The sequence below is a fragment of the Pseudomonas sp. FH1 genome (genome assembly GCF_000510895.2).
In the GTDB taxonomy this organism is placed as follows: domain Bacteria; phylum Pseudomonadota; class Gammaproteobacteria; order Pseudomonadales; family Pseudomonadaceae; genus Aquipseudomonas; species Aquipseudomonas azotoformans_A.
This window is the reverse complement of the sequence record NZ_AOHM01000006.1, coordinates 176,064-194,728: the sequence shown is the minus strand read 5'-3', so window position 1 is coordinate 194,728 and position 18,665 is coordinate 176,064. Positions and strand designations below refer to the sequence as shown.

The following is an 18,665-nucleotide window of genomic DNA, read 5'->3' as shown; positions in this document are numbered from 1 at the left end:
GTCAAATCCTCACTGAACCGCGCCGGCTGGCGTGTTCAACAACACAACGGCAGCCGTCACCAGCAAATTGATCAGGGTCAGTGGCAGGCAGAAGCGCCAGCTGAAATCCATCACCTGGTCGTATCGTGGACGCGGAATGGACGCGCGCAGCAGGATAAACAACATGATGAAGAACGCGGTCTTCAGGAAGAACCAGAAGAACGCCAACTGCGGCAGGATGCCGAACGGACCGTGCCAGCCGCCGAAGAACAGCGTGACCAGCAGGGCCGAGATCAAGATGATGCCGATGTACTCACCGACGAAGAACATGCCCCATTTCATGCCGGCGTATTCAATGTGGTAACCGTCGGCCAGTTCCTGTTCCGCTTCCGGCTGGTCGAACGGGTGACGGTGAGTCACGGCGACGCCAGCAATGAAGAAAGTACAGAAGCCGAAGAACTGCGGAATGATGAACCACAGGTTCTGCGCCTGGTACTCGACGATGTCACGCATGTTGAACGAGCCGACCTGCACCACGATGCCCATCAGCGCGAGGCCCATGAACACTTCGTAGGACACGGTCTGGGCCGAAGCCCGCAAGCTGCCCAAGAGGGCGAACTTGTTGTTGCTCGACCAACCGGCGAACAGCACCGCGTAGACCGACAGACCGGCCATGGCGAAGAAGAACAGCAAGCCGATGTTCAGGTCCGCCACGCCCCAGGTCGGGGTGATCGGGATGATCGCGAAGGCGATCAGCAAGGCGCTCATGGCCACGACCGGTGCCAGGGTGAAGATCACCTTGTCGGCAAACGGCGGGGTCCAGTCTTCCTTGAAGAACATTTTCAGCATGTCGGCGGCGATCTGGAACATACCGAACGGGCCAACGCGGTTCGGACCGTAACGGTCCTGCCACCAGCCCAGCAGGCGACGTTCGACGAAGCTGAGCAGGGCGCCCGCGACGACCACGGCCAACAGGATCACGATGGCCTTGACCACCGAAATGATCACGTCAATTACTTCCGGCGTGAACCAAGTCATTGCGCTGCCTCCTGCAGACCGTCAACGGTTTTGCCAAAGATCGCCGCTGGAATGCCGGCGAAACCTTTCGGCAGTGCAACCAGGCCAGCGCCCAGCTCGTCGTTGATGCGCAGCGGCAGACGCAGGGTCTGGCCGGCCACGTTCAGGCTGAGCAAGGCACCGTCGTTGACGCCCAGGCGGTCGGCTTCGGACTTGGCCAGGGCAACGTAGGCGGCTGGGATGCGCTCTTGAACCGGCGCGGCTTTGGAAGAGTTCTCTTCGCTGCCGAACAGGTGGAAGAACGGCACGACCTGCCAAGTACCCTGGGCCGGGTTGAACGGACGCGGTACGGCAGAGAACCAGTTCAGCGAATCACCGGTGCTTTCGATCAGGCGGGTGCCCGGGTCGCCAGCACGGATGTGACCACCGACTTCGTCCTGGAACTTGTTCCAGGCCTGCGGCGAGTTCCAGCCCGGCGACCAGGCGAACGGCACCTGTTGGCGCGGTTCGGCGGAGCCCGAGTAACCTTCCATGGAGAAGGCAAACGCGGTGTCCTGGTCTTGTGGAGTGCGCGGTTCGTGCACGCTGATGTTGGCGCGCATGGCCGTACGACCGGAATAACGCAGCGGTTCACGGGCCAGTTTCATGCCCTTGATGCGGAACGCGGCGGACGGTGCAGCGTCGACGATCCGTGCCAGTTGCGGCGCGCTCGCGGCGGTGGCGGCGGTGACGTGGTCGAGTTGGGTCCAGTCGATCGGCTGGTTCAGCAGGGTGGCGCGCAGGGCATGCAGCCAGCGCCAGCCTTCGTGAACCAGGATGCTGGCGTCCATGTACTTCGGATCGAACACCTGGAAGAAGCGCTGGGCGCGGCCTTCCTGGCTGACCAGGGTACCGTCGCCTTCGGCAAAGGTGGCGGCTGGCAGGACCAGGTCGGCGCGCTCGCTGGTGGCGGTCTTCTGGTGGTCGGCAACGATCAGCACCTTGGTGGCGTTGAGCGCAGCGTCGACCTTGGCGGCATCGGTGCGGGTGTACAGGTCGTTTTCCAGCACCACGATGGCGTCGGCTTTGCCGTCGGTCACGGCTTGCAGGGCCGCGTCCAGGGACTCGCCACCGAGCATGGCCAGGCCAAGGCTGTTGGCTTCAGGCACGACCAGGCTGATGGAACCGTTCTTGTCACGCAGTTTCAAGGCCTTGGCGATGTTGGCAGCGGCTTCGATCAACGCCTTGGAACCCAACGAGGTGCCGGCGATGATCAGTGGACGCTTGGCGGCCAGCAGGGCGTCGGCGATACGCTGAGCCAGTTCAACGGCTTCAGTGTCCAGGCCTTCGACGGCCGGTGCGCTGGCGTCGAGGGCGTGGGCCACGGCGAAACCGATACGGGCCAGGTCGTCTGGGGCTGCGTGCACACATTCTTCGGCGATGTCGTCGAGCTTGGTTTCAGCGATGCTTGCAATAAACAGCGGGTTCAGCGCGTGCTGGCCGATGTTTTTCACGGCGGCGTCGAGCCACGGCTGTACGCGCATGGCGTCGGCCATGTCTTCGGCCTTGCCTTTGACCGACTGGCGCAGGGACAGGGCGATGCGCGCGGCGGTCTGGGTCAGGTCTTCACCGAGGACGAAGATGGCGTCGTGGTCTTCGATGTCGCGCATGTTCGGAACCGGCAGCGGGCTGTCGTTCAGCACTTGCAGGACCAGGCGGATGCGCTCCAGCTCAGCGGCTTCGATACCGCTGTAGAAGTGCTCGGCACCGACCAGTTCACGCAACGCGAAGTTGCTTTCGAGGCTGGCGCGCGGCGAACCGATACCGACGATGTTGCGGCCGCGTAGCAGGTCGGCGGCTTTATCCAGCGCGTCGTCCAGGCTCAGCTTGCCGCCGTTGGCCAGCAACGGCTGGCGCGGGCGGTCTTCGCGGTTGACGTAGCCATAGCCGAAACGGCCACGGTCGCACAGGAAGTACTGGTTGACCGAACCGTTGAAGCGGTTTTCGATGCGACGCAGTTCACCGTAGCGCTCACCCGGGGAGATGTTGCAACCGCTGGAGCAGCCATGGCAGATGCTCGGGGCGAACTGCATGTCCCACTTACGGTTGTAGCGCTCGGAGTGGGTCTTGTCGGTGAACACACCGGTCGGGCAGACCTCGGTGAGGTTGCCGGAGAACTCGCTTTCGAGCACGCCGTCTTCAACGCGACCGAAGTACACGTTGTCGTGGGCGCCGAACACACCGAGGTCGGTGCCGCCGGCGTAGTCTTTATAGAAGCGCACGCAACGGTAGCAGGCGATGCAGCGGTTCATTTCGTGGGAAATGAACGGGCCGAGGTCCTGGTTCTGGTGGGTACGCTTGGTGAAGCGATAACGGCGCTCGTTGTGGCCGGTCATCACCGTCATGTCTTGCAGGTGGCAGTGACCGCCTTCCTCACAGACCGGGCAGTCGTGGGGGTGGTTGGTCATCAGCCATTCAACGACACTGGCGCGGAACGCCTTGGATTCTTCATCGTCGATGGAGATCCAGGTGTTGTCGGTGGCTGGGGTCATGCAGGACATGACGATACGACCACGGGTGTCGTTCTCGTCGGTGTATTGCTTGACCGCGCACTGGCGACAGGCACCGACGCTACCAAGCGCGGGGTGCCAGCAGAAATACGGGATGTCGAGGCCTAGTGAGAGACATGCCTGTAACAGGTTGTCTGCCCCATCGACTTCGAGCGCTTTGCCGTCTACGTGGATAGTGGCCATGGTTCAAAGTTCTTCGTTGGCCCGTTGTCAGCGGGCGTGGCTAATGGAATCTTGTTATTCATGGGCATCAACACAGCCTTTACGGCGTCAGCCCATGAGAAAGCGAAGGGCACGGACCCTTCGCCTTTTAAAGCGTTACGCGCCGACTACGATCGGCCTTGCCAGAGGCGGGACGGCGGCGCTGGTAGGCGCGATGCCGGCTTCGAACTCCGAGCGGAAGTATTTGATGGCACTGCCCAATGGCTCCACGGCGCCCGGTGCGTGAGCACAGAAGGTCTTGCCAGGGCCGAGGAAACCGACCAGGCCGAGCAGGGTTTCGATATCACCCTCGCGACCTTCGCCATTTTCCAGGGCCATCAGCAGCTTCACGCTCCACGGCAGACCGTCGCGGCATGGGGTGCAGAAGCCGCAGGATTCACGGGCAAAGAACTGCTCCATGTTGCGCAGCAGCGAGACCATGTTCACCGTGTTGTCCACCGCCATCGCCAGGCCCGTACCCATCCGGGTGCCGACCTTGCCGATGCCGCCGGCATACATCTGTGCGTCGAGGTGCTCAGGGAGCAGGAAGCCAGTACCGGCACCACCTGGCTGCCAGGCCTTCAAGGTGTAGCCGTCGCGCATGCCGCCGGCGTAGTCCTCGAACAGCTCGCGGGCGGTCACGCCGAACGGCAGCTCCCACAGGCCAGGGTTCTTGACCTTGCCGGAGAAGCCCATGAGCTTGGTGCCCATGTCTTCGCTGCCTTCACGGGCCAACGATTTGTACCAGTCCACGCCGTCGGCGATGATCGCCGGTACGTTGCACAGGGTCTCGACGTTGTTCACGCAAGTCGGCTTGCCCCACACGCCGACGGCGGCAGGGAAGGGCGGTTTGGAACGCGGGTTGGCGCGGCGGCCTTCGAGGGAGTTGATCAGTGCGGTTTCTTCACCGCAGATGTAACGCCCGGCGCCGGTGTGCACGAACAGTTCGAAGTCAAAGCCGGAACCGAGGATGTTCTTACCCAGCAGGCCAGCCGCCTTGGCTTCTTCCACGGCACGGTTGAGGTGCTTGGCGGCGGTGGTGTACTCGCCACGCAGGAAGATGTAGCCACGGTAGGTTTTCAGCGCACGGGCACTGATCAGCATGCCTTCGATCAGCAGATGGGGCAGTTGCTCCATCAGCATGCGGTCTTTCCAGGTGTTCGGCTCCATTTCATCCGCGTTGCACAGCAGGTAGCGGATGTTGATGGATTCGTCCTTGGGCATCAGGCCCCACTTAACGCCCGTGGGGAAGCCTGCACCGCCGCGACCTTTAAGGCCTGCGTCTTTCACGGTCTGGACGATATCGTCTTGGGCCATGTCAGCAAAGGCTTTGCGCGCCGCCGCGTAACCGTTCTTGGCCTGGTACTCGTCGAGCCACACCGGCTCGGCATCGTCACGCAGGCGCCAGGTCAGCGGGTGGGTCTCAGGCGAACGCTTGATCAGGTTGGCCGGGCCGAAAGATGTAAGGGTCATGGGTAGCCCTCGAGCAATTGGGTCACGCCAGTTGCCTGCACGTCACCGAATGTGTCGTCGTCGATCATCAACGCCGGCGCCTTGTCGCAGTTGCCCAGGCAGCACACCGGCAGCAGCGTGAAGCGGCCGTCCGGAGTGGTCTGGCCGAGGCCGATGCCCAGTTTGGTCTGGATCGCGTCAACCACTTTCTCGTGGCCACCGATGTAGCAGACCATGCTGTCGCACACGCGAATGATGTGGCGGCCCACCGGCTGGCGGAAGATCTGGCTGTAGAACGTGGCCACGCCTTCAACGTCGCTGGCAGGGATGCCGAGGATCTCGCCGATGGCGTAGAGGGCGCCGTCCGGCACCCAGCCACGTTCCTTCTGGACGATCTTCAAGGCTTCGATCGACGCCGCGCGCGGGTCTTCGTAGTGATGCAGCTCGTGCTCGATGGCCGAGCGCTCGGTTTCACTCAGGGTGAAACGGTCTGTCTGGATAAGCGTGCTGTTCATGCTTAGCGGTCCACGTCGGCCATAACGAAATCGATACTACCCAGGTACGCAATCAAGTCCGCGACCATCTCGCCTTTGATCACCGAAGGGATCTGCTGCAAGTGGGCAAAGCTTGGGGTACGGATCCGGGTGCGGTAGCTCATGGTGCCGCCATCGCTCGTCAGGTAATAACTGTTGATACCCTTGGTCGCTTCAATCATCTGGAAGGATTCGTTGGCCGGCATGACCGGGCCCCACGAAACTTGCAGGAAGTGCGTGATCAGGGTTTCGATGTGCTGCAGCGTGCGCTCTTTCGGCGGCGGCGTGGTCAGCGGGTGATCCGCCTTGTACGGGCCTGCCGGCATGTTGCGCATGCATTGCTCGATGATCTTCAGGCTCTGGCGCATTTCTTCGACACGCACGATGCAACGGTCGTAGGCATCGCCATTGGCGGCCAGCGGGACTTCGAATTCGAAGTTCTCGTAGCCGGAGTACGGGCGTGCCTTACGCAGGTCGAAATCGCAACCGGTGGACCGCAGGCCAGCACCGGTGACGCCCCATTCCAGGGCCTCTTTGGTGTTGTACTGGGCGACGCCGATGGTTCGACCCTTGAGGATGCTGTTATCCAGCGCAGCCTTTTGGTACTCGTCGAGACGCTTGGGCATCCAGTCGATGAATTCCTTGACCAGGCGCTCCCAGCCATTGGGCAGGTCGTGGGCAACACCGCCGATGCGGTACCAGGCCGGGTGCAGGCGGAAACCGGTGATGGCTTCGATGACCTTGTAGGCGCGCTGACGGTCGGTGAAGGTGAAGAACACCGGGGTCATGGCGCCGACGTCCTGGATATAGGTACCCAGGAACAGCAGGTGGCTGGTGATCCGGAAGAACTCGGCCATCATGATGCGGATGGTGTCGACGCGGTCGGGCACCTTGATGCCGGCCAGCTTCTCGACCGAAAGCACGTACGGCAAGTTGTTCATCACGCCGCCGAGGTAGTCGATACGGTCGGTGTACGGGATGAAGCTGTGCCACGACTGACGCTCGGCCATCTTCTCGGCACCACGGTGGTGGTAGCCGATGTCGGGCACGCAGTCGACGATTTCTTCGCCGTCCAGTTGCAGGATGATGCGGAAGGCACCGTGAGCCGAAGGGTGGTTCGGGCCCAGGTTGAGGAACATGTAGTCCTCGTTGGTGCCGGAGCGTTTCATGCCCCAGTCTTCCGGACGAAAACGTGCGGCTTCCTCTTCAAGCTGTTGCTTGGCGAGGTTGAGGCTGAACGGATCGAATTCGGTGGCGCGGGCAGGGAAGTCCTTGCGCAGCGGGTGACCTTCCCAGGTCGGCGGCATCATGATGCGCGTCAGGTGCGGGTGGCCCGGGAAGTCGATACCGAACATGTCCCACACTTCACGCTCGTACCAGCTGGCGTTCGGCCAGATACCGGTGACGGTCGGGATGCTCAAGTCGCTTTCGCTTAGTGCGACCTTGATCATCACGTCGCTGTTACGTTCCAGCGACATCAGGTGGTAGAACACGGTGAAATCGGCGCCGCTCGGCAGCCCTTGACGCTTGGTGCGCAGACGCTCGTCCACGCCATGCAGGTCATAGAGCATGACGTACGGCTTGGGCAGGTTGCGCAGGAAGGTCAGGACCTCGACGAGCTTGGCGCGCGCCACCCACAGCACCGGCATACCGGTGCGTGTGGCCTGGGCGGTGAAGGCGTCAGGGCCAAAACGGTTATTGAGTTCGACGACCACATCCTGGTCGTCTGCCTTATAAGGCGGGATGTACAGAGCGCTGCCTGTAGTCATGGTTTTTTTATCGCTTTCGGTCAACGTAAAGAATGAAGCCAGGTGTTCGTTCTATTTAAAGAAGCGGGCTGGATCAGACTTCGTCAGGGCTGCGCAGGTTGGTGACTGCGATTCGCTGTTCGCGGCGCTCTTCCTTTTGCGAAGGCATCTCGGCGCGGTATACGCCTTGATCGCCAACGACCCAGGAAAGCGGGCGACGCTCCTTGCCGATCGATTCCTGCAACAGCATCAAGCCTTGCAGGAATGCTTCGGGGCGGGGCGGGCAGCCAGGCACGTAGACATCCACGGGCAGGAACTTGTCCACCCCCTGAACGACGGAGTAGATGTCGTACATGCCACCGGAGTTGGCGCACGAACCCATGGAGATAACCCACTTCGGCTCGAGCATTTGCTCGTAGAGACGCTGGATGATCGGCGCCATCTTAATAAAGCAGGTGCCGGCGATAACCATGAAATCCGCCTGGCGCGGTGATGCCCGGATAACTTCGGCGCCAAAGCGCGCGATGTCGTGGGGCGCCGTGAAGGCGGTGGTCATTTCCACGTAGCAGCACGAAAGGCCGAAGTTGTACGGCCACAGGGAGTTTTTACGCCCCCAGTTGACCGCGCCACTCAGCACGTCTTCGAGCTTGCCCATGTAGATGTTTTTGTGGACTTGATCTTCTAACGGATCGGAGACGGTTTCCCGTTCGCCGATGGGGTACTGATCGTTAGGAGCATCCGGGTCGATCCTGGTGAGATTGTATTGCATCGCCAAAGCCTCATTGTTTCAGCTTCGCTTGCCGCTTACGACGAGCTTCCGGAGCCCAATCAAGGGCGCCCACTCGAAATAGGTAGACAAGGCCTGCCAACAGAATTGCTATGAAAACGAGAGCTTCGACGAATCCGGTCCAGCCGCTTTCGCGGACGGACACAGACCAGGCAAAGAGAAAAAGGGCTTCGATATCGAAGATCACGAACAGCATCGCGACCAGATAGAATTTGGCTGAGAGCCGCAAGCGGGCGCCACCTGTAGGCAGCATGCCGGACTCGAACGGTTCATTTTTGCTGCGGCCCCAGGCTTTTGACCCGAGGAGGCTGGAGACACCGAGCATGAAGGCGCAGAGGCCGACAACACCGAGGAGGAAAATGGCAAAGCCCCAGTTGTGGGCCATGAGTCCTGTCGCTTCGGTCATGCTGGAAATCCTTAACAGAGAGCAAAGGTCTCTGAGCTCGAAAAAGTAACGATGCAGTGACGATATGTCGCACTGCAATCAATCGCGGTGATTTTATGGCTAAACACCGGGCAAGTAAAATTCCTATAGCGAAATTATTCGATGGAATAAGGACATAGTGCACCTTCTTGGGGCTGTAGCCCTTGTGGGGCGGGCATTAGCGGGCATTTAATCAAATGTGTTTTGTTTATCCTGTAACGAAGTTTTCATGCGCTAAATGATAATGAATATTGTTTGCGTGGGGTTTAAGCGAATGTTTCGCGTGTGGCGAGGGAAGTTGCCGTTACTTGCTAGAGTGTCGCTTAGTTGCTGACGGGGATCTTTTAACCGATCTGATCCACGCGAACACCGCTCTGGATCAATGTTTTGACAAAAAAACGCCCCGAACAGGTCGGGGCGTGATTGTTGTGCGGCACTGCGGTTAGGTCTTCCTTGGGGCCGCAGTGGCCGTGTACGCGGTGCTTAGTGGAACTGCTCTTCTTCGGTCGAGCCGGTCAGTGCGGTCACGGACGAGGTGCCGCCTTGGATCACGGTGGTCATGTCGTCGAAGTAGCCGGTGCCCACTTCCTGCTGGTGAGCCACGAAGGTGTAGCCCTTGGCGGCGTCAGCGAACTCCTGCTCTTGCAGCTTCACGTAGGCGGTCATGTCGTTGCGGGCGTAGTCGTGCGCCAGGTTGAACATGCTGTGCCACATGTTGTGAATGCCGGCCAGGGTGATGAACTGGTGCTTGTAGCCCATGGCGGACAGTTCACGCTGGAACTTGGCGATGGTCGCGTCGTCCAGGTTCTTCTTCCAGTTGAAGGAAGGCGAGCAGTTGTAGGACAGCAGTTGGTCTGGGTATTCCTTCTTGATCGCCTCGGCGAAGCGACGGGCTTCGTCCAGGTCCGGCTTGGCGGTTTCGCACCAGATCAGGTCGGCGTACGGCGCGTAGGCCAGGCCTCGGGCAATCGCCTGGTCCAGGCCGGCACGTACCTTGTAGAAACCTTCCTGAGTGCGCTCGCCGGTCACGAATGGCTGGTCGTACGGGTCGCAGTCCGAAGTCAGCAGGTCAGCGGCGTTGGCGTCGGTACGGGCCAGGATGATGGTCGGAGTACCGGCAACGTCAGCCGCCAGACGTGCAGCGGTGAGCTTCTGTACGGCTTCCTGGGTTGGCACCAATACTTTGCCGCCCATGTGGCCACATTTCTTCACCGAAGCAAGCTGGTCTTCGAAGTGCACGCCGGCAGCGCCAGCCTCGATCATGCTCTTCATCAATTCGTAGGCGTTCAGCACGCCGCCGAAACCGGCTTCCGCGTCAGCCACGATCGGCGCGAAGTAGTCGATGTAGCCTTCGTCGCCTGGGTTCTTGCCGGCTTTCCACTGGATCTGGTCGGCACGACGGAACGAGTTGTTGATGCGCTTGACCACGGTTGGGACCGAGTCCACCGGGTACAGCGATTGGTCGGGGTACATGGATTCAGCGGAGTTGTTGTCCGCTGCCACTTGCCAGCCGGACAGGTAGATCGCCTGGATACCGGCTTTCACCTGTTGCACTGCCTGGCCGCCAGTGAGGGCGCCCATGCAGTTGACGAAATCTTTGTCGGGACGGAAGGAGGGCTTGGCACCTTGGGTCACCAGGTTCCACAGCTTCTCGGCGCCGAGTTTTGCAAAGGTGTGCTCAGGTTGAACCGAGCCACGCAGGCGGACGACGTCAGCAGCGGAATAAGCGCGGGTCACGCCTTTCCAGCGTGGGTTTTCAGCCCAGTCTTTTTCGAGGGCTGCAATTTGCTGTTCGCGTGTCAGTGCCATGGAAGTAAACCTCGTCGCGTCTTCTTGTGGTGGAAAAATCCATTTGCCAGCCCTGCATTCAAATGCGTGGGCAGGGCTGCTCGCTGACCAGAAGCTTAGGCGGTCATGTCGGGTCTGGCGGGGAATGCGACGGGATGAACGATTGGCGAGAGGGGCGGTAGGTAAAGGCGGGCCGCGAACAGTCTGAGGGCGTCGTGGGCCCTTGGGTGTTCAACAGCGTGTAGCCGGGTTACCTGGTTAGCTTCCGTCCCTCGGGACAACTTCGTTCCAGTCGCAACCTCGTCAAACACGCCTTGTGGGCGGTACAGACACGAATCGGCTCAGGTGGGTAGCTTGGAGCGGCGATCCGAAGGCCCTTGCCAGGGCCCCTGATTAGCGGGAGCGAGGCCATCATGCCCATGCTTTTTTGGATCGTCAAATGTTTTGTAGTGCTTATTTTCAAGCACTACATCTTTAGTCTAAGACGACTCATCAGTCAGTTTTTGGTGCTTCAGTTCAGGGTATCGACCTTGACCCGCACAGTCAGGTCATCGCGGCCTTGAGTAGAGTAGGTGCGGGTTCCAGAGGATTTGTCGGCCTGGGTCTCGCGATTGATACCGGCCAGGGGGATCCATTCACCCAAGCGGCCGCTGACGGTTGTGTCGGTACTTTGCACATTCACTACATCGGGACGTTCCTGGCTCATGCGGTCACGGTTGGTACTGATCGCCAGGTGCACGGTTTCGCCGGTGACGCTCGCCGTCACGTAGAAACCCTGAGTGACGTTGCGATACTGAGTCTGGTTCTGCAGGCGGCCGTAGCTGTCTTGCTGGGTGGTGGTCAGCGGCACGCTCTGGCCGACCTGGATCAGTGCGGGCACGCCTTCGCTGGCCTGGATCTGCTGGATCCCGCCGTCGCGGCTGGCGGTGCCGTAGCTGATGATGCGGGTCTGGCTGTCGCCGCTGTTCTGTTGGTTGTTTTCGTTGGTGTCGACGGTGATCAGCAGCCGCTTGGCCGGTGTGTCGAGTTGGGAGAGCAGGGCGCGCAAGTCCTGGATCTTGGCGGGGTCGGCGTTGACAATAAGCTGGTTGCCGTAGGCGCTGACGGTGCCGTCCTTGCCGATGAAGTTCTGCGCTACGGGGAGCAGGTCGGCGCTGGTGCGGTTGCTCAGGTTGACCACTTCGGTGTCGGCTATGGCCGAAACGCTGGCGGTCAGGAGAAGGGCGGTGAGCAGGGTGCGTAGGGACATGTCCGTTATCTCTGCGAGTCATTAGGCTTGAGTTTGCCAGTTTGTCGGCCTGGCGGGGGGCAAGTTGAATCGTAGACGGCAAAATGCCCTGGCAAGGCAGGGCATTATTGGTGTTGCTGATATCGCTATCGCAGGCGATGCGGTTTCGGATCAGTCGCCGCGCACCATGTCCACATGCGGAATCCCGACTTCAAGGAATTCGTCACTGACGATCTTGAAGCCCAGTCGCTCATAGAACGGCGCTGCATAAACCTGTGCGCTCAGGAACTGCCTGGTCTGGCCGCGCTTCTCGGCCACGCCGATCACCGCTTCCATCAGCTTGTCGCCGACCTTCAGTCCGCGCCAGTCCTTGAGTACCGACACGCGTCCGATCTCGCCACTGGGCAGCAGGCGCGCGGTGCCAATCGGAAAATCACCTTCGAATGCAAGGAAATGCACAGCGCCGGCGTCGTCCGCGTCCCACTCCAGCTCTGGCGGAACCGATTGTTCAGCGATGAACACCGCTTCACGAATGCGCCGAATCTCAGCGATATCCTTTTGCCAGTCCGCGACACTTACGTGAATCTTATTCATCGGCAAATCCCAGGCTTCCTTGCTTGACCAATTCGCACAGCAGGTCGCGACCGTCTTCGTCCGCCAGCCATGGGCCGAGGTTTTCGGCGTGCAGGGCGTCGGCGGCGCAGATCAGCTTGAGCAGTTCGCGCAGCTTGCCCGGCAGGTAGCGGCTCTGGCCGCTGGCGAACAGCAGCACATCATCGTCGACTTCCGACCAGGCCATGCGCGCGCTTGGGTTGCGCACCAGGATCGCGCCGTCTTGCAGGCTGTTGACGAAATCCTCTTCGCCCAATTCTTCACCGGCCACCAGCTCAGGATAGCGCGGTTCGGTCATGAACTGGCCGAACCAGGTCAGCAGCATGCGCTCATCGCTCATGTGCTCGGCCAGCAGGCTCTTGAGGCGGTCGAGCGCGTCGCCCTGGATCTGGTGCGGGTCGCTGACCGGCTGGGCGTCGGCGTCGGTGTAGCGTTCTTCGTCAGTCAGGTACTGGCTGAGGAAGTCGGTGAAGTGGGTCAGCACTTCAGCGGCGCTGGGGGCGCGGAAACCTACGGAATAGGTCATGCAGTCATCTTCGGCAATACCGAAGTGCGCCAGGCGCGGCGGCAGGTAAAGCATGTCGCCCGGTTCCAGCACCCACTCGGCGCTTTCTTCGAATTCAGCGAGGATGCGCAGGTCGGCGTGCTGCAGCAGCGGGCTTTCGGAGTTGCACATCTGGCCGATCTTCCAGTTGCGCTTGCCTTGGGCTTGCAGCAGGAACACATCGTAGTTGTCGAAGTGCGGACCGACGCTGCCACCGGGCGCGGCGAAGCTGATCATCACGTCGTCGATGCGCCAGCTTGGCAGGAAGCGGAACTGCTCGAGCAATTCGGCCACTTCCGGCACGAACTGGTCGACGGCCTGCACCAGCAGGGTCCACTCGCGCTCAGGCAGCGTGCTGAAGGCATCTTCAGCAAACGGGCCGCGACGCAATTCCCACGGGCGCTCGCCGTGTTCGATCACCAGGCGCGATTCGACTTCTTCTTCCAGGGCCAGGCCGGCCAGCTCGTCGGCGTCGATCGGGCTTTCGAAATCAGGGATGGCCTGACGGATCAGCAACGGCTTTTTCTGCCAGTAGTCGCGCAGGAATTCCCGTGCCGTGATGCCGCCCAGAAGTTGAAGAGGGATATCAGGATTCATGTGTAACCTATTGAAAAAAAGCACTTTTCAGACTGGAATAAAAACGCCCGGCGCGGCCGGGCGTCTCAAAGGGTCAAGCAAAGATCAGATGCGCTTGGCTTGCTCTACAGCGTTGCCGATGTAGTTGGCCGGGGTCAGTAGTTTCAGCTCGGCCTTGGCCGCGGCTGGCATGTCCAGGCCGTCGATGAAAGTTTGCAGTGCGTCAGAGGTGATGCCCTTGCCGCGCGTCAACTCTTTCAGCTTTTCGTACGGATTCTCGATGTTGTAGCGGCGCATCACGGTCTGGATCGGCTCGGCCAGGACTTCCCAGCACGCGTCCAGGTCAGCGGCGATCTTCTGCTCATTGAGCTCAAGTTTGCTGATGCCTTTGAGGCTGGCCTCGTACGCGATCACGCTGTGAGCGAAGCCCACGCCGAGGTTGCGCAGTACGGTGGAGTCGGTCAGGTCGCGCTGCCAGCGGGAGATCGGCAACTTGCTGGCCAGGTGCTGGAACAGGGCGTTGGCGATGCCGAGGTTGCCTTCGGAGTTTTCAAAGTCGATCGGGTTGACCTTGTGCGGCATGGTCGACGAACCGATTTCACCGGCAATGGTGCGCTGCTTGAAGTAGCCCAGGGAGATGTAGCCCCAGATATCGCGATCGAAGTCGATCAGGATGGTGTTGAAGCGCGCAATGGCGTCGAACAGCTCGGCGATGTAGTCGTGCGGTTCGATCTGCGTGGTGTACGGGTTGAAACCCAGGCCCAGCTCGTCTTCGATGAAGGCGCGGGCGTTGGCTTCCCAGTCGATCTCAGGGTAGGCCGACAGGTGGGCGTTGTAGTTGCCTACGGCGCCGTTGATCTTGCCCAGCAGCGGCACGGCCGCCACTTGAGTGATCTGACGCTCCAGGCGGTACACCACGTTGGCCAATTCTTTGCCCAGGGTGGTCGGCGACGCCGGCTGGCCGTGGGTGCGCGACAGCATTGGCACGTCGGCGAAACGGATCGCCAGTTCGCGGATGGCGTTGGCAGTCTGGCGCATCAGCGGCAGCATCACGTCATCACGGCCTTCGCGCAGCATCAGGGCGTGGGACAGGTTGTTGATGTCCTCGCTGGTGCAGGCAAAGTGGATGAACTCGCTGACCTGGGCCAGTTCCGGCAGCTTGGCCGCTTGCTCTTTGAGCAGGTATTCGATGGCTTTTACGTCGTGGTTGGTGGTGCGCTCGATCTCTTTCACACGCTCGGCGTGCTCCAGGGAGAAGTTTTCCGCCAGGGTGTTGAGCACAGCGTTGGCTTGCGCGGAGAACGCCGGCACTTCGCTGATGGCGGGATGAGCGGCCAGGCGCTGGAGCCAGCGCACTTCAACCAGAACACGAGCACGGATCAGGCCGTATTCACTGAAAATAGGGCGCAGGGCCTGGGTTTTGCCGGCGTAGCGGCCGTCAACAGGGGAAACCGCAGTGAGCGAAGAGAGCTGCATGGGGTGTTCTCGGACAGTCGGGCAACGAAATGGGGCGCGTATCATACATGAAAAAATCCGCCGGTCCGTCGCCAACTGACCGGCGTATTACGCGTAACGGCTTGAAAATAGCCTGTCGGTGCGACTTATTCGTTGCGCATCAACGGGTAAAGCTCTTTGAGCAATTTGCGGCGGCTGATCACCAACTGCCAACGATGACCGCCCAACTGACGCCACAATCGCGCCGAACGAATACCGGCCAGGAGCAGTGCACGGATTTTCGAGGCGTTGTTCGGTTGCTGCAGGTTGCGCATGTCGCCGTGCACCTGGATGCGTTGGCGCAAGGTGCTCAGGGTGTCCTGGTATAGCGCGCCACAGGCCGCGATCACGTTTTCGTGGGCCGGGCCGAAGTGTTCCACTTGGGATTGGATCTGCGGCAAGCGCTTGCCGATGACCTCCAGCAGGTCGTCGCGCTTGGCCAGTTGACGCTCAAGGCCAAGCATTGACAAGGCATAGCGCAACGGCTCGCGCTGCAACGTGCTTGGGTCGCGCTCTAGGGCGCCGATCAGCGCGCGGTAACCTTCACGCAGCGCGATATCGTCGCCGCCGTAGACTTCCAGGGTGTCCTTGGGATCGCGGATCAGCAGGCTGCCGAGCATGCAGGTCAGGCCGGCTTCGGTGACCTGGCCGGTCTTGGCGATCTTGTCCACCAATACAGCGGCGAGGAAAACCCCGCCCAGCGCCGTCAATTGCTCCTGGGTCGGGCTCATGCCGGGTTGCTCCAGGCTTCGGCCACTTCAATCACGCCGCCGCCTAGGCAGATTTCGCCGTCGTAGAACACCACGGACTGGCCAGGCGTGACAGCGCGTTGCGGGTCATCGAAGGTGGCGCGGTAACCGGTGGCGGTTTTTTCCAGGGTGCAGGGTTGGTCGCTCTGGCGATAACGCACTTTGGCGGTCAGGCGGCGCGGGGTGCTCAGGTCGATCGGGTTGACCCAATAGATTTCCGAAGCGAGCAGGGCGCCGGAGAACAGCAGTGGATGCTCGTTGCCTTGGCCGACGATCAGCACGTTGTTTTCCAGGTCCTTGACCAGCACGTACCACGGTTCTTCGCCGGCGTCTTTCAAGCCGCCGATGCCCAGGCCCTGGCGTTGGCCGATGGTGTGGTACATCAAGCCATGGTGGCGGCCGATGACTTCACCTTCGGTGGTGTGGATTTCGCCCGGTTGCGCTGGCAGGTACTGCTTGAGGAAGTCGCTGAAGCGGCGCTCGCCGATAAAGCAGATCCCGGTGGAATCCTTCTTCTTGGCGGTGGCCAGGCCGTGTTTCTCGGCAATCTTGCGCACTTCGGGTTTTTCCAGCTCGCCCACCGGGAACAGGGTCTTGGCGATCTGTTCACCACCGACGGCGTGCAGGAAATAGCTTTGGTCCTTGTTCGGGTCCAGGCCTTTGAGCAGTTCGGTACGGCCATCGATGTCGCGGCGGCGCACATAGTGGCCAGTGGCAATAAGGTCGGCGCCGAGCATCATGGCGTAGTCGAGGAACGCCTTGAACTTGATTTCACGGTTGCACAGGATGTCCGGGTTCGGCGTGCGGCCGGCCTTGTATTCGGCCAGGAAGTGCTCGAACACATTGTCCCAGTACTCGGCAGCGAAGTTGGCGGTGTGCAGCTTGATACCGATCTTGTCGCACACGGCCTGGGCGTCCGCCAGGTCGTCCATGGCGGTGCAGTATTCCGTTCCATCGTCTTCTTCCCAGTTCTTCATGAACAGGCCTTCCACCTCATAACCCTGCTCCATGAGCAGAACGGCGGAAACGGAAGAATCCACGCCGCCGGACATGCCGACGATGACGCGCTTCTTTTGTGTGTCAGAAGGGGCTGGATCACGCATAGGGTTTCAACGGGTGTCTTGAAAAAGGACGCGATTCTATCAGGCTCAGGCCTTCAAGGCTAAAGAGAAGGGCGGATCAATTCGAGGCTGTGGCGCTGACCGGCCAGATAATCATCGATACAGCGGATGATCAGCTCGCTGCGCCAGTCGTTGCGCAGTTCCATCAGTTCGTCACGGGTCAGCCAGCGGGCACGCAGGATGCCTTCGTCGAGTTGATAGTCTGGGTGGTGTTTCAAGGCCCTGGCGATGAAGCAGACCCGTTGATAGGTCACGCCGTTACTGGGGGCGGTGTACAGGTAAATCCCGACGATGCCGGTGGCTTCGACGTCCCAGCCGGTTTCTTCGAGAGTTTCGCGCACGGCGGCTTCTGTGAGGGTTTCATGCGGATCGAGGTGGCCGGCGGGCTGGTTGAGCACGGCGCGGCCGCCCTTGAGTTCCTCGACCATGAGGAAGCGACCGTTGTCCTCAACGATAGTGGCGACGGTGATGTGGGGTTGCCAGGTCATGGGCAAGTCTCAAGCGATCAGAAGGGCGGGCACCCATCATACAGAGGTGCCGCCCCTGTCGTTTACTTCGCGGCCTTGGTGATGGCGTCGAAGGCGACCATGTCGTCGATGACTTCACCGCCGGTGGCTTTGGTTTGTGCTTGCCACACAACAATCACCACATTCTGTACGGGGTTGATGTAGATGAACTGGCCGAAAATGCCCGCGGCAGTGAAGGCTTTGTCCGCCTTTGAGGCGTCGGTCCATGCGGGCCACCACATTGAGGCAAAGTCGCCGTATGCGGGGTCGGTGCCGGTGGTGGTACTGGCAAAGCTCATCCAGCCTTTGGGCAGCACTTGTTTCTCGCCGGCTTTGCCGCCGCTAAGGACGAATTGCCCGAAGCGGCCGTAATCTTCCAGCGTTGCGCTGATGCCGCTACCACCCACCTCGTTGCCATTGGGGCCGTCAAGCCACCAGTTGGCGTCGGTTTGCATGCCGTAAGGTGCCCAGATTTTCTCGCTCAGGTACTGCGCCAGCGGTTTGCCCACAGCGGCGCTGACCAGTTGGCCGAGGACCTGTGTTTCGCCCGTGCTGTAGTTGGTGCGCGTACCAGGCGTTGCCGCGCTGGGCAGGCTCGCCATGAACTTGAGGGCAGAGCCCGGCACTTGCTCGGTTTGCAGCTTGAGCATCATGCGTCGGTCTGAGGTGGGGTCGGCGTACTTCTCACTCCATTTGACGCCGGAGCGCATGGCCAGGACCTGGCGTACAGTCGCCTGGTCGTAGCCGCTACCTGCGAGAGCAGGCAGGTAGCGGGTCACTTTGTCATCAAGGCTTTTGATGGCGCCGTCCTGCAGTGCGGCGCCGACAAGGGTTGAGGTAACGGATTTGGCGACTGACATCGACATCCAGCGGCTTGCCGGTGTGTTGCCTTTTTCGTAGCGTTCAGTAACGACTTGCCCGTTTTTTATCACCAGCAAGCCTGTTACCCGGTTGAGGGTGACGTAATCGTCAAGGCTGTAGTGTTTGCCGTCGTAGTCGAATGCGACGGCGCCGAGCGGTTGGCTGCTGCGTGGCAGCGCAAAGGGGTGGCCTCCGGCTTGAATGGTGCGCACCGGGAATAAGCGATCGATGTTGCGAAAGGTGCTGACAGCGGCGTCAGGGCTGAGTTTGCCGTCGTACATGGTCTGCACGTCGCCAATGGGCTCCTGTACGTGAGGGTAGGTGGGCGAGTGGGGCGCGCAGGCCGTCAGCAGGGCTATTGCCGTGGTCCAGCCCAGCCATTGGAAGTGATTTCGGTGCATGGAAACTTCCCTTTTCATGTTTTCTGGATGACTTGAACAGAAACACGAAGCAAATCCTGCGCCCACTTGCACAAAAAAAGGGCAAAAAAAAACCG

General features: G+C 60.6%; 16 protein-coding genes. All 16 read right to left on the bottom strand.

Going from position 1 to position 18,665, the window contains the following annotated elements; translation table 11 throughout:
- Window positions 1–9: 9 nt before the first annotated feature.
- The 16 genes from nuoH to H096_RS03580 all read right to left on the bottom strand — a co-directional run bounded on the left by nuoH (window position 10) and on the right by H096_RS03580 (window position 18,570).
- Window positions 10–1,017, bottom strand: a complete 1,008-nt coding sequence (gene nuoH / locus H096_RS03655; protein WP_017137518.1) for an NADH-quinone oxidoreductase subunit NuoH — start codon at window positions 1,015–1,017, stop codon at window positions 10–12.
- Complete coding sequence (nuoG, locus tag H096_RS03650; protein ID WP_033896838.1) at window positions 1,014–3,728, bottom strand: NADH-quinone oxidoreductase subunit NuoG; 2,715 nt, start codon at window positions 3,726–3,728, stop codon at window positions 1,014–1,016. The genes nuoH and nuoG overlap by 4 nt, the downstream gene beginning before the upstream one ends.
- A 135-nt stretch (window positions 3,729–3,863) precedes the next feature.
- The gene (nuoF, locus tag H096_RS03645) at window positions 3,864–5,219 is read right to left on the bottom strand and encodes an NADH-quinone oxidoreductase subunit NuoF (protein ID WP_003174722.1); all 1,356 of its coding nucleotides are present in this window, start codon (window positions 5,217–5,219) and stop codon (window positions 3,864–3,866) included.
- Window positions 5,216–5,713, bottom strand: coding sequence for an NADH-quinone oxidoreductase subunit NuoE (nuoE, locus tag H096_RS03640; protein ID WP_033896837.1), 498 nt, complete (start codon window positions 5,711–5,713; stop codon window positions 5,216–5,218). The genes nuoF and nuoE overlap by 4 nt, the downstream gene beginning before the upstream one ends.
- Before the next feature lie 2 nt (window positions 5,714–5,715).
- Entirely contained in the window at window positions 5,716–7,500 is a 1,785-nt protein-coding gene (gene nuoC / locus H096_RS03635) for an NADH-quinone oxidoreductase subunit C/D (RefSeq protein WP_033896875.1), read from the bottom strand.
- Window positions 7,501–7,573: 73 nt separating this feature from the next.
- Window positions 7,574–8,248 carry an NADH-quinone oxidoreductase subunit B gene (locus H096_RS03630; protein WP_016975544.1) on the bottom strand — a complete coding sequence of 225 codons (675 nt, stop codon included), beginning with the start codon at window positions 8,246–8,248 and terminating at the stop codon, window positions 7,574–7,576.
- Between the two features lie 10 nt (window positions 8,249–8,258).
- Entirely contained in the window at window positions 8,259–8,672 is a 414-nt protein-coding gene (locus H096_RS03625; RefSeq protein WP_003219575.1) for an NADH-quinone oxidoreductase subunit A, read from the bottom strand.
- A gap of 501 nt (window positions 8,673–9,173) precedes the next feature.
- Complete coding sequence (gene aceA, locus H096_RS03620) at window positions 9,174–10,499, bottom strand: isocitrate lyase (RefSeq protein WP_003174717.1); 1,326 nt, start codon at window positions 10,497–10,499, stop codon at window positions 9,174–9,176.
- A gap of 490 nt (window positions 10,500–10,989) precedes the next feature.
- Window positions 10,990–11,727: a secretin N-terminal domain-containing protein gene (locus H096_RS03615; RefSeq protein ID WP_033896836.1), complete on the bottom strand. Its 738-nt coding sequence runs from the start codon at window positions 11,725–11,727 to the stop codon at window positions 10,990–10,992.
- A 150-nt stretch (window positions 11,728–11,877) separates the two neighbouring features.
- Window positions 11,878–12,300: a GNAT family N-acetyltransferase gene (locus tag H096_RS03610; protein WP_033896835.1), complete on the bottom strand. Its 423-nt coding sequence runs from the start codon at window positions 12,298–12,300 to the stop codon at window positions 11,878–11,880.
- Window positions 12,293–13,459 (bottom strand): cupin domain-containing protein, encoded by a 1,167-nt coding sequence (locus tag H096_RS03605; RefSeq protein ID WP_033896834.1) that lies wholly within the window; start codon window positions 13,457–13,459, stop codon window positions 12,293–12,295. Before H096_RS03605 ends, H096_RS03610 begins: the two co-directional genes overlap by 8 nt.
- 84 nt (window positions 13,460–13,543) lie before the next feature.
- A complete protein-coding gene (purB, locus tag H096_RS03600; RefSeq protein ID WP_033896833.1) occupies window positions 13,544–14,914 on the bottom strand; it encodes an adenylosuccinate lyase in 1,371 nt (456 codons plus the stop codon).
- 125 nt (window positions 14,915–15,039) lie between these two features.
- Window positions 15,040–15,663 carry a high frequency lysogenization protein HflD gene (gene hflD / locus H096_RS03595; protein ID WP_033896832.1) on the bottom strand — a complete coding sequence of 208 codons (624 nt, stop codon included), beginning with the start codon at window positions 15,661–15,663 and terminating at the stop codon, window positions 15,040–15,042.
- Window positions 15,660–16,784 carry a tRNA 2-thiouridine(34) synthase MnmA gene (mnmA, locus tag H096_RS03590; protein ID WP_033896831.1) on the bottom strand — a complete coding sequence of 375 codons (1,125 nt, stop codon included), beginning with the start codon at window positions 16,782–16,784 and terminating at the stop codon, window positions 15,660–15,662. The genes hflD and mnmA overlap by 4 nt, the downstream gene beginning before the upstream one ends.
- A gap of 59 nt (window positions 16,785–16,843) precedes the next feature.
- A complete protein-coding gene (locus tag H096_RS03585; protein ID WP_033896830.1) occupies window positions 16,844–17,290 on the bottom strand; it encodes an NUDIX hydrolase in 447 nt (148 codons plus the stop codon).
- Between the two features lie 62 nt (window positions 17,291–17,352).
- Window positions 17,353–18,570, bottom strand: a complete 1,218-nt coding sequence (locus H096_RS03580) for a serine hydrolase (RefSeq protein WP_241495479.1) — start codon at window positions 18,568–18,570, stop codon at window positions 17,353–17,355.
- Between the last annotated feature and the right edge of the window lie 95 nt (window positions 18,571–18,665).

Coding starts and splice junctions, on each gene's coding strand:
- nuoH (WP_017137518.1), bottom strand. CDS start 1,017: ATGACTTGGTTCACGCCGGAAGTAATTGACGTGATCATTTCGGTGGTC.
- nuoG (WP_033896838.1), bottom strand. CDS start 3,728: ATGGCCACTATCCACGTAGACGGCAAAGCGCTCGAAGTCGATGGGGCA.
- nuoF (WP_003174722.1), bottom strand. CDS start 5,219: ATGACCCTTACATCTTTCGGCCCGGCCAACCTGATCAAGCGTTCGCCT.
- nuoE (WP_033896837.1), bottom strand. CDS start 5,713: ATGAACAGCACGCTTATCCAGACAGACCGTTTCACCCTGAGTGAAACC.
- nuoC (WP_033896875.1), bottom strand. CDS start 7,500: ATGACTACAGGCAGCGCTCTGTACATCCCGCCTTATAAGGCAGACGAC.
- H096_RS03630 (WP_016975544.1), bottom strand. CDS start 8,248: ATGCAATACAATCTCACCAGGATCGACCCGGATGCTCCTAACGATCAG.
- H096_RS03625 (WP_003219575.1), bottom strand. CDS start 8,672: ATGACCGAAGCGACAGGACTCATGGCCCACAACTGGGGCTTTGCCATT.
- aceA (WP_003174717.1), bottom strand. CDS start 10,499: ATGGCACTGACACGCGAACAGCAAATTGCAGCCCTCGAAAAAGACTGG.
- H096_RS03615 (WP_033896836.1), bottom strand. CDS start 11,727: ATGTCCCTACGCACCCTGCTCACCGCCCTTCTCCTGACCGCCAGCGTT.
- H096_RS03610 (WP_033896835.1), bottom strand. CDS start 12,300: ATGAATAAGATTCACGTAAGTGTCGCGGACTGGCAAAAGGATATCGCT.
- H096_RS03605 (WP_033896834.1), bottom strand. CDS start 13,459: ATGAATCCTGATATCCCTCTTCAACTTCTGGGCGGCATCACGGCACGG.
- purB (WP_033896833.1), bottom strand. CDS start 14,914: ATGCAGCTCTCTTCGCTCACTGCGGTTTCCCCTGTTGACGGCCGCTAC.
- hflD (WP_033896832.1), bottom strand. CDS start 15,663: ATGAGCCCGACCCAGGAGCAATTGACGGCGCTGGGCGGGGTTTTCCTC.
- mnmA (WP_033896831.1), bottom strand. CDS start 16,784: ATGCGTGATCCAGCCCCTTCTGACACACAAAAGAAGCGCGTCATCGTC.
- H096_RS03585 (WP_033896830.1), bottom strand. CDS start 17,290: ATGACCTGGCAACCCCACATCACCGTCGCCACTATCGTTGAGGACAAC.
- H096_RS03580 (WP_241495479.1), bottom strand. CDS start 18,570: ATGCACCGAAATCACTTCCAATGGCTGGGCTGGACCACGGCAATAGCC.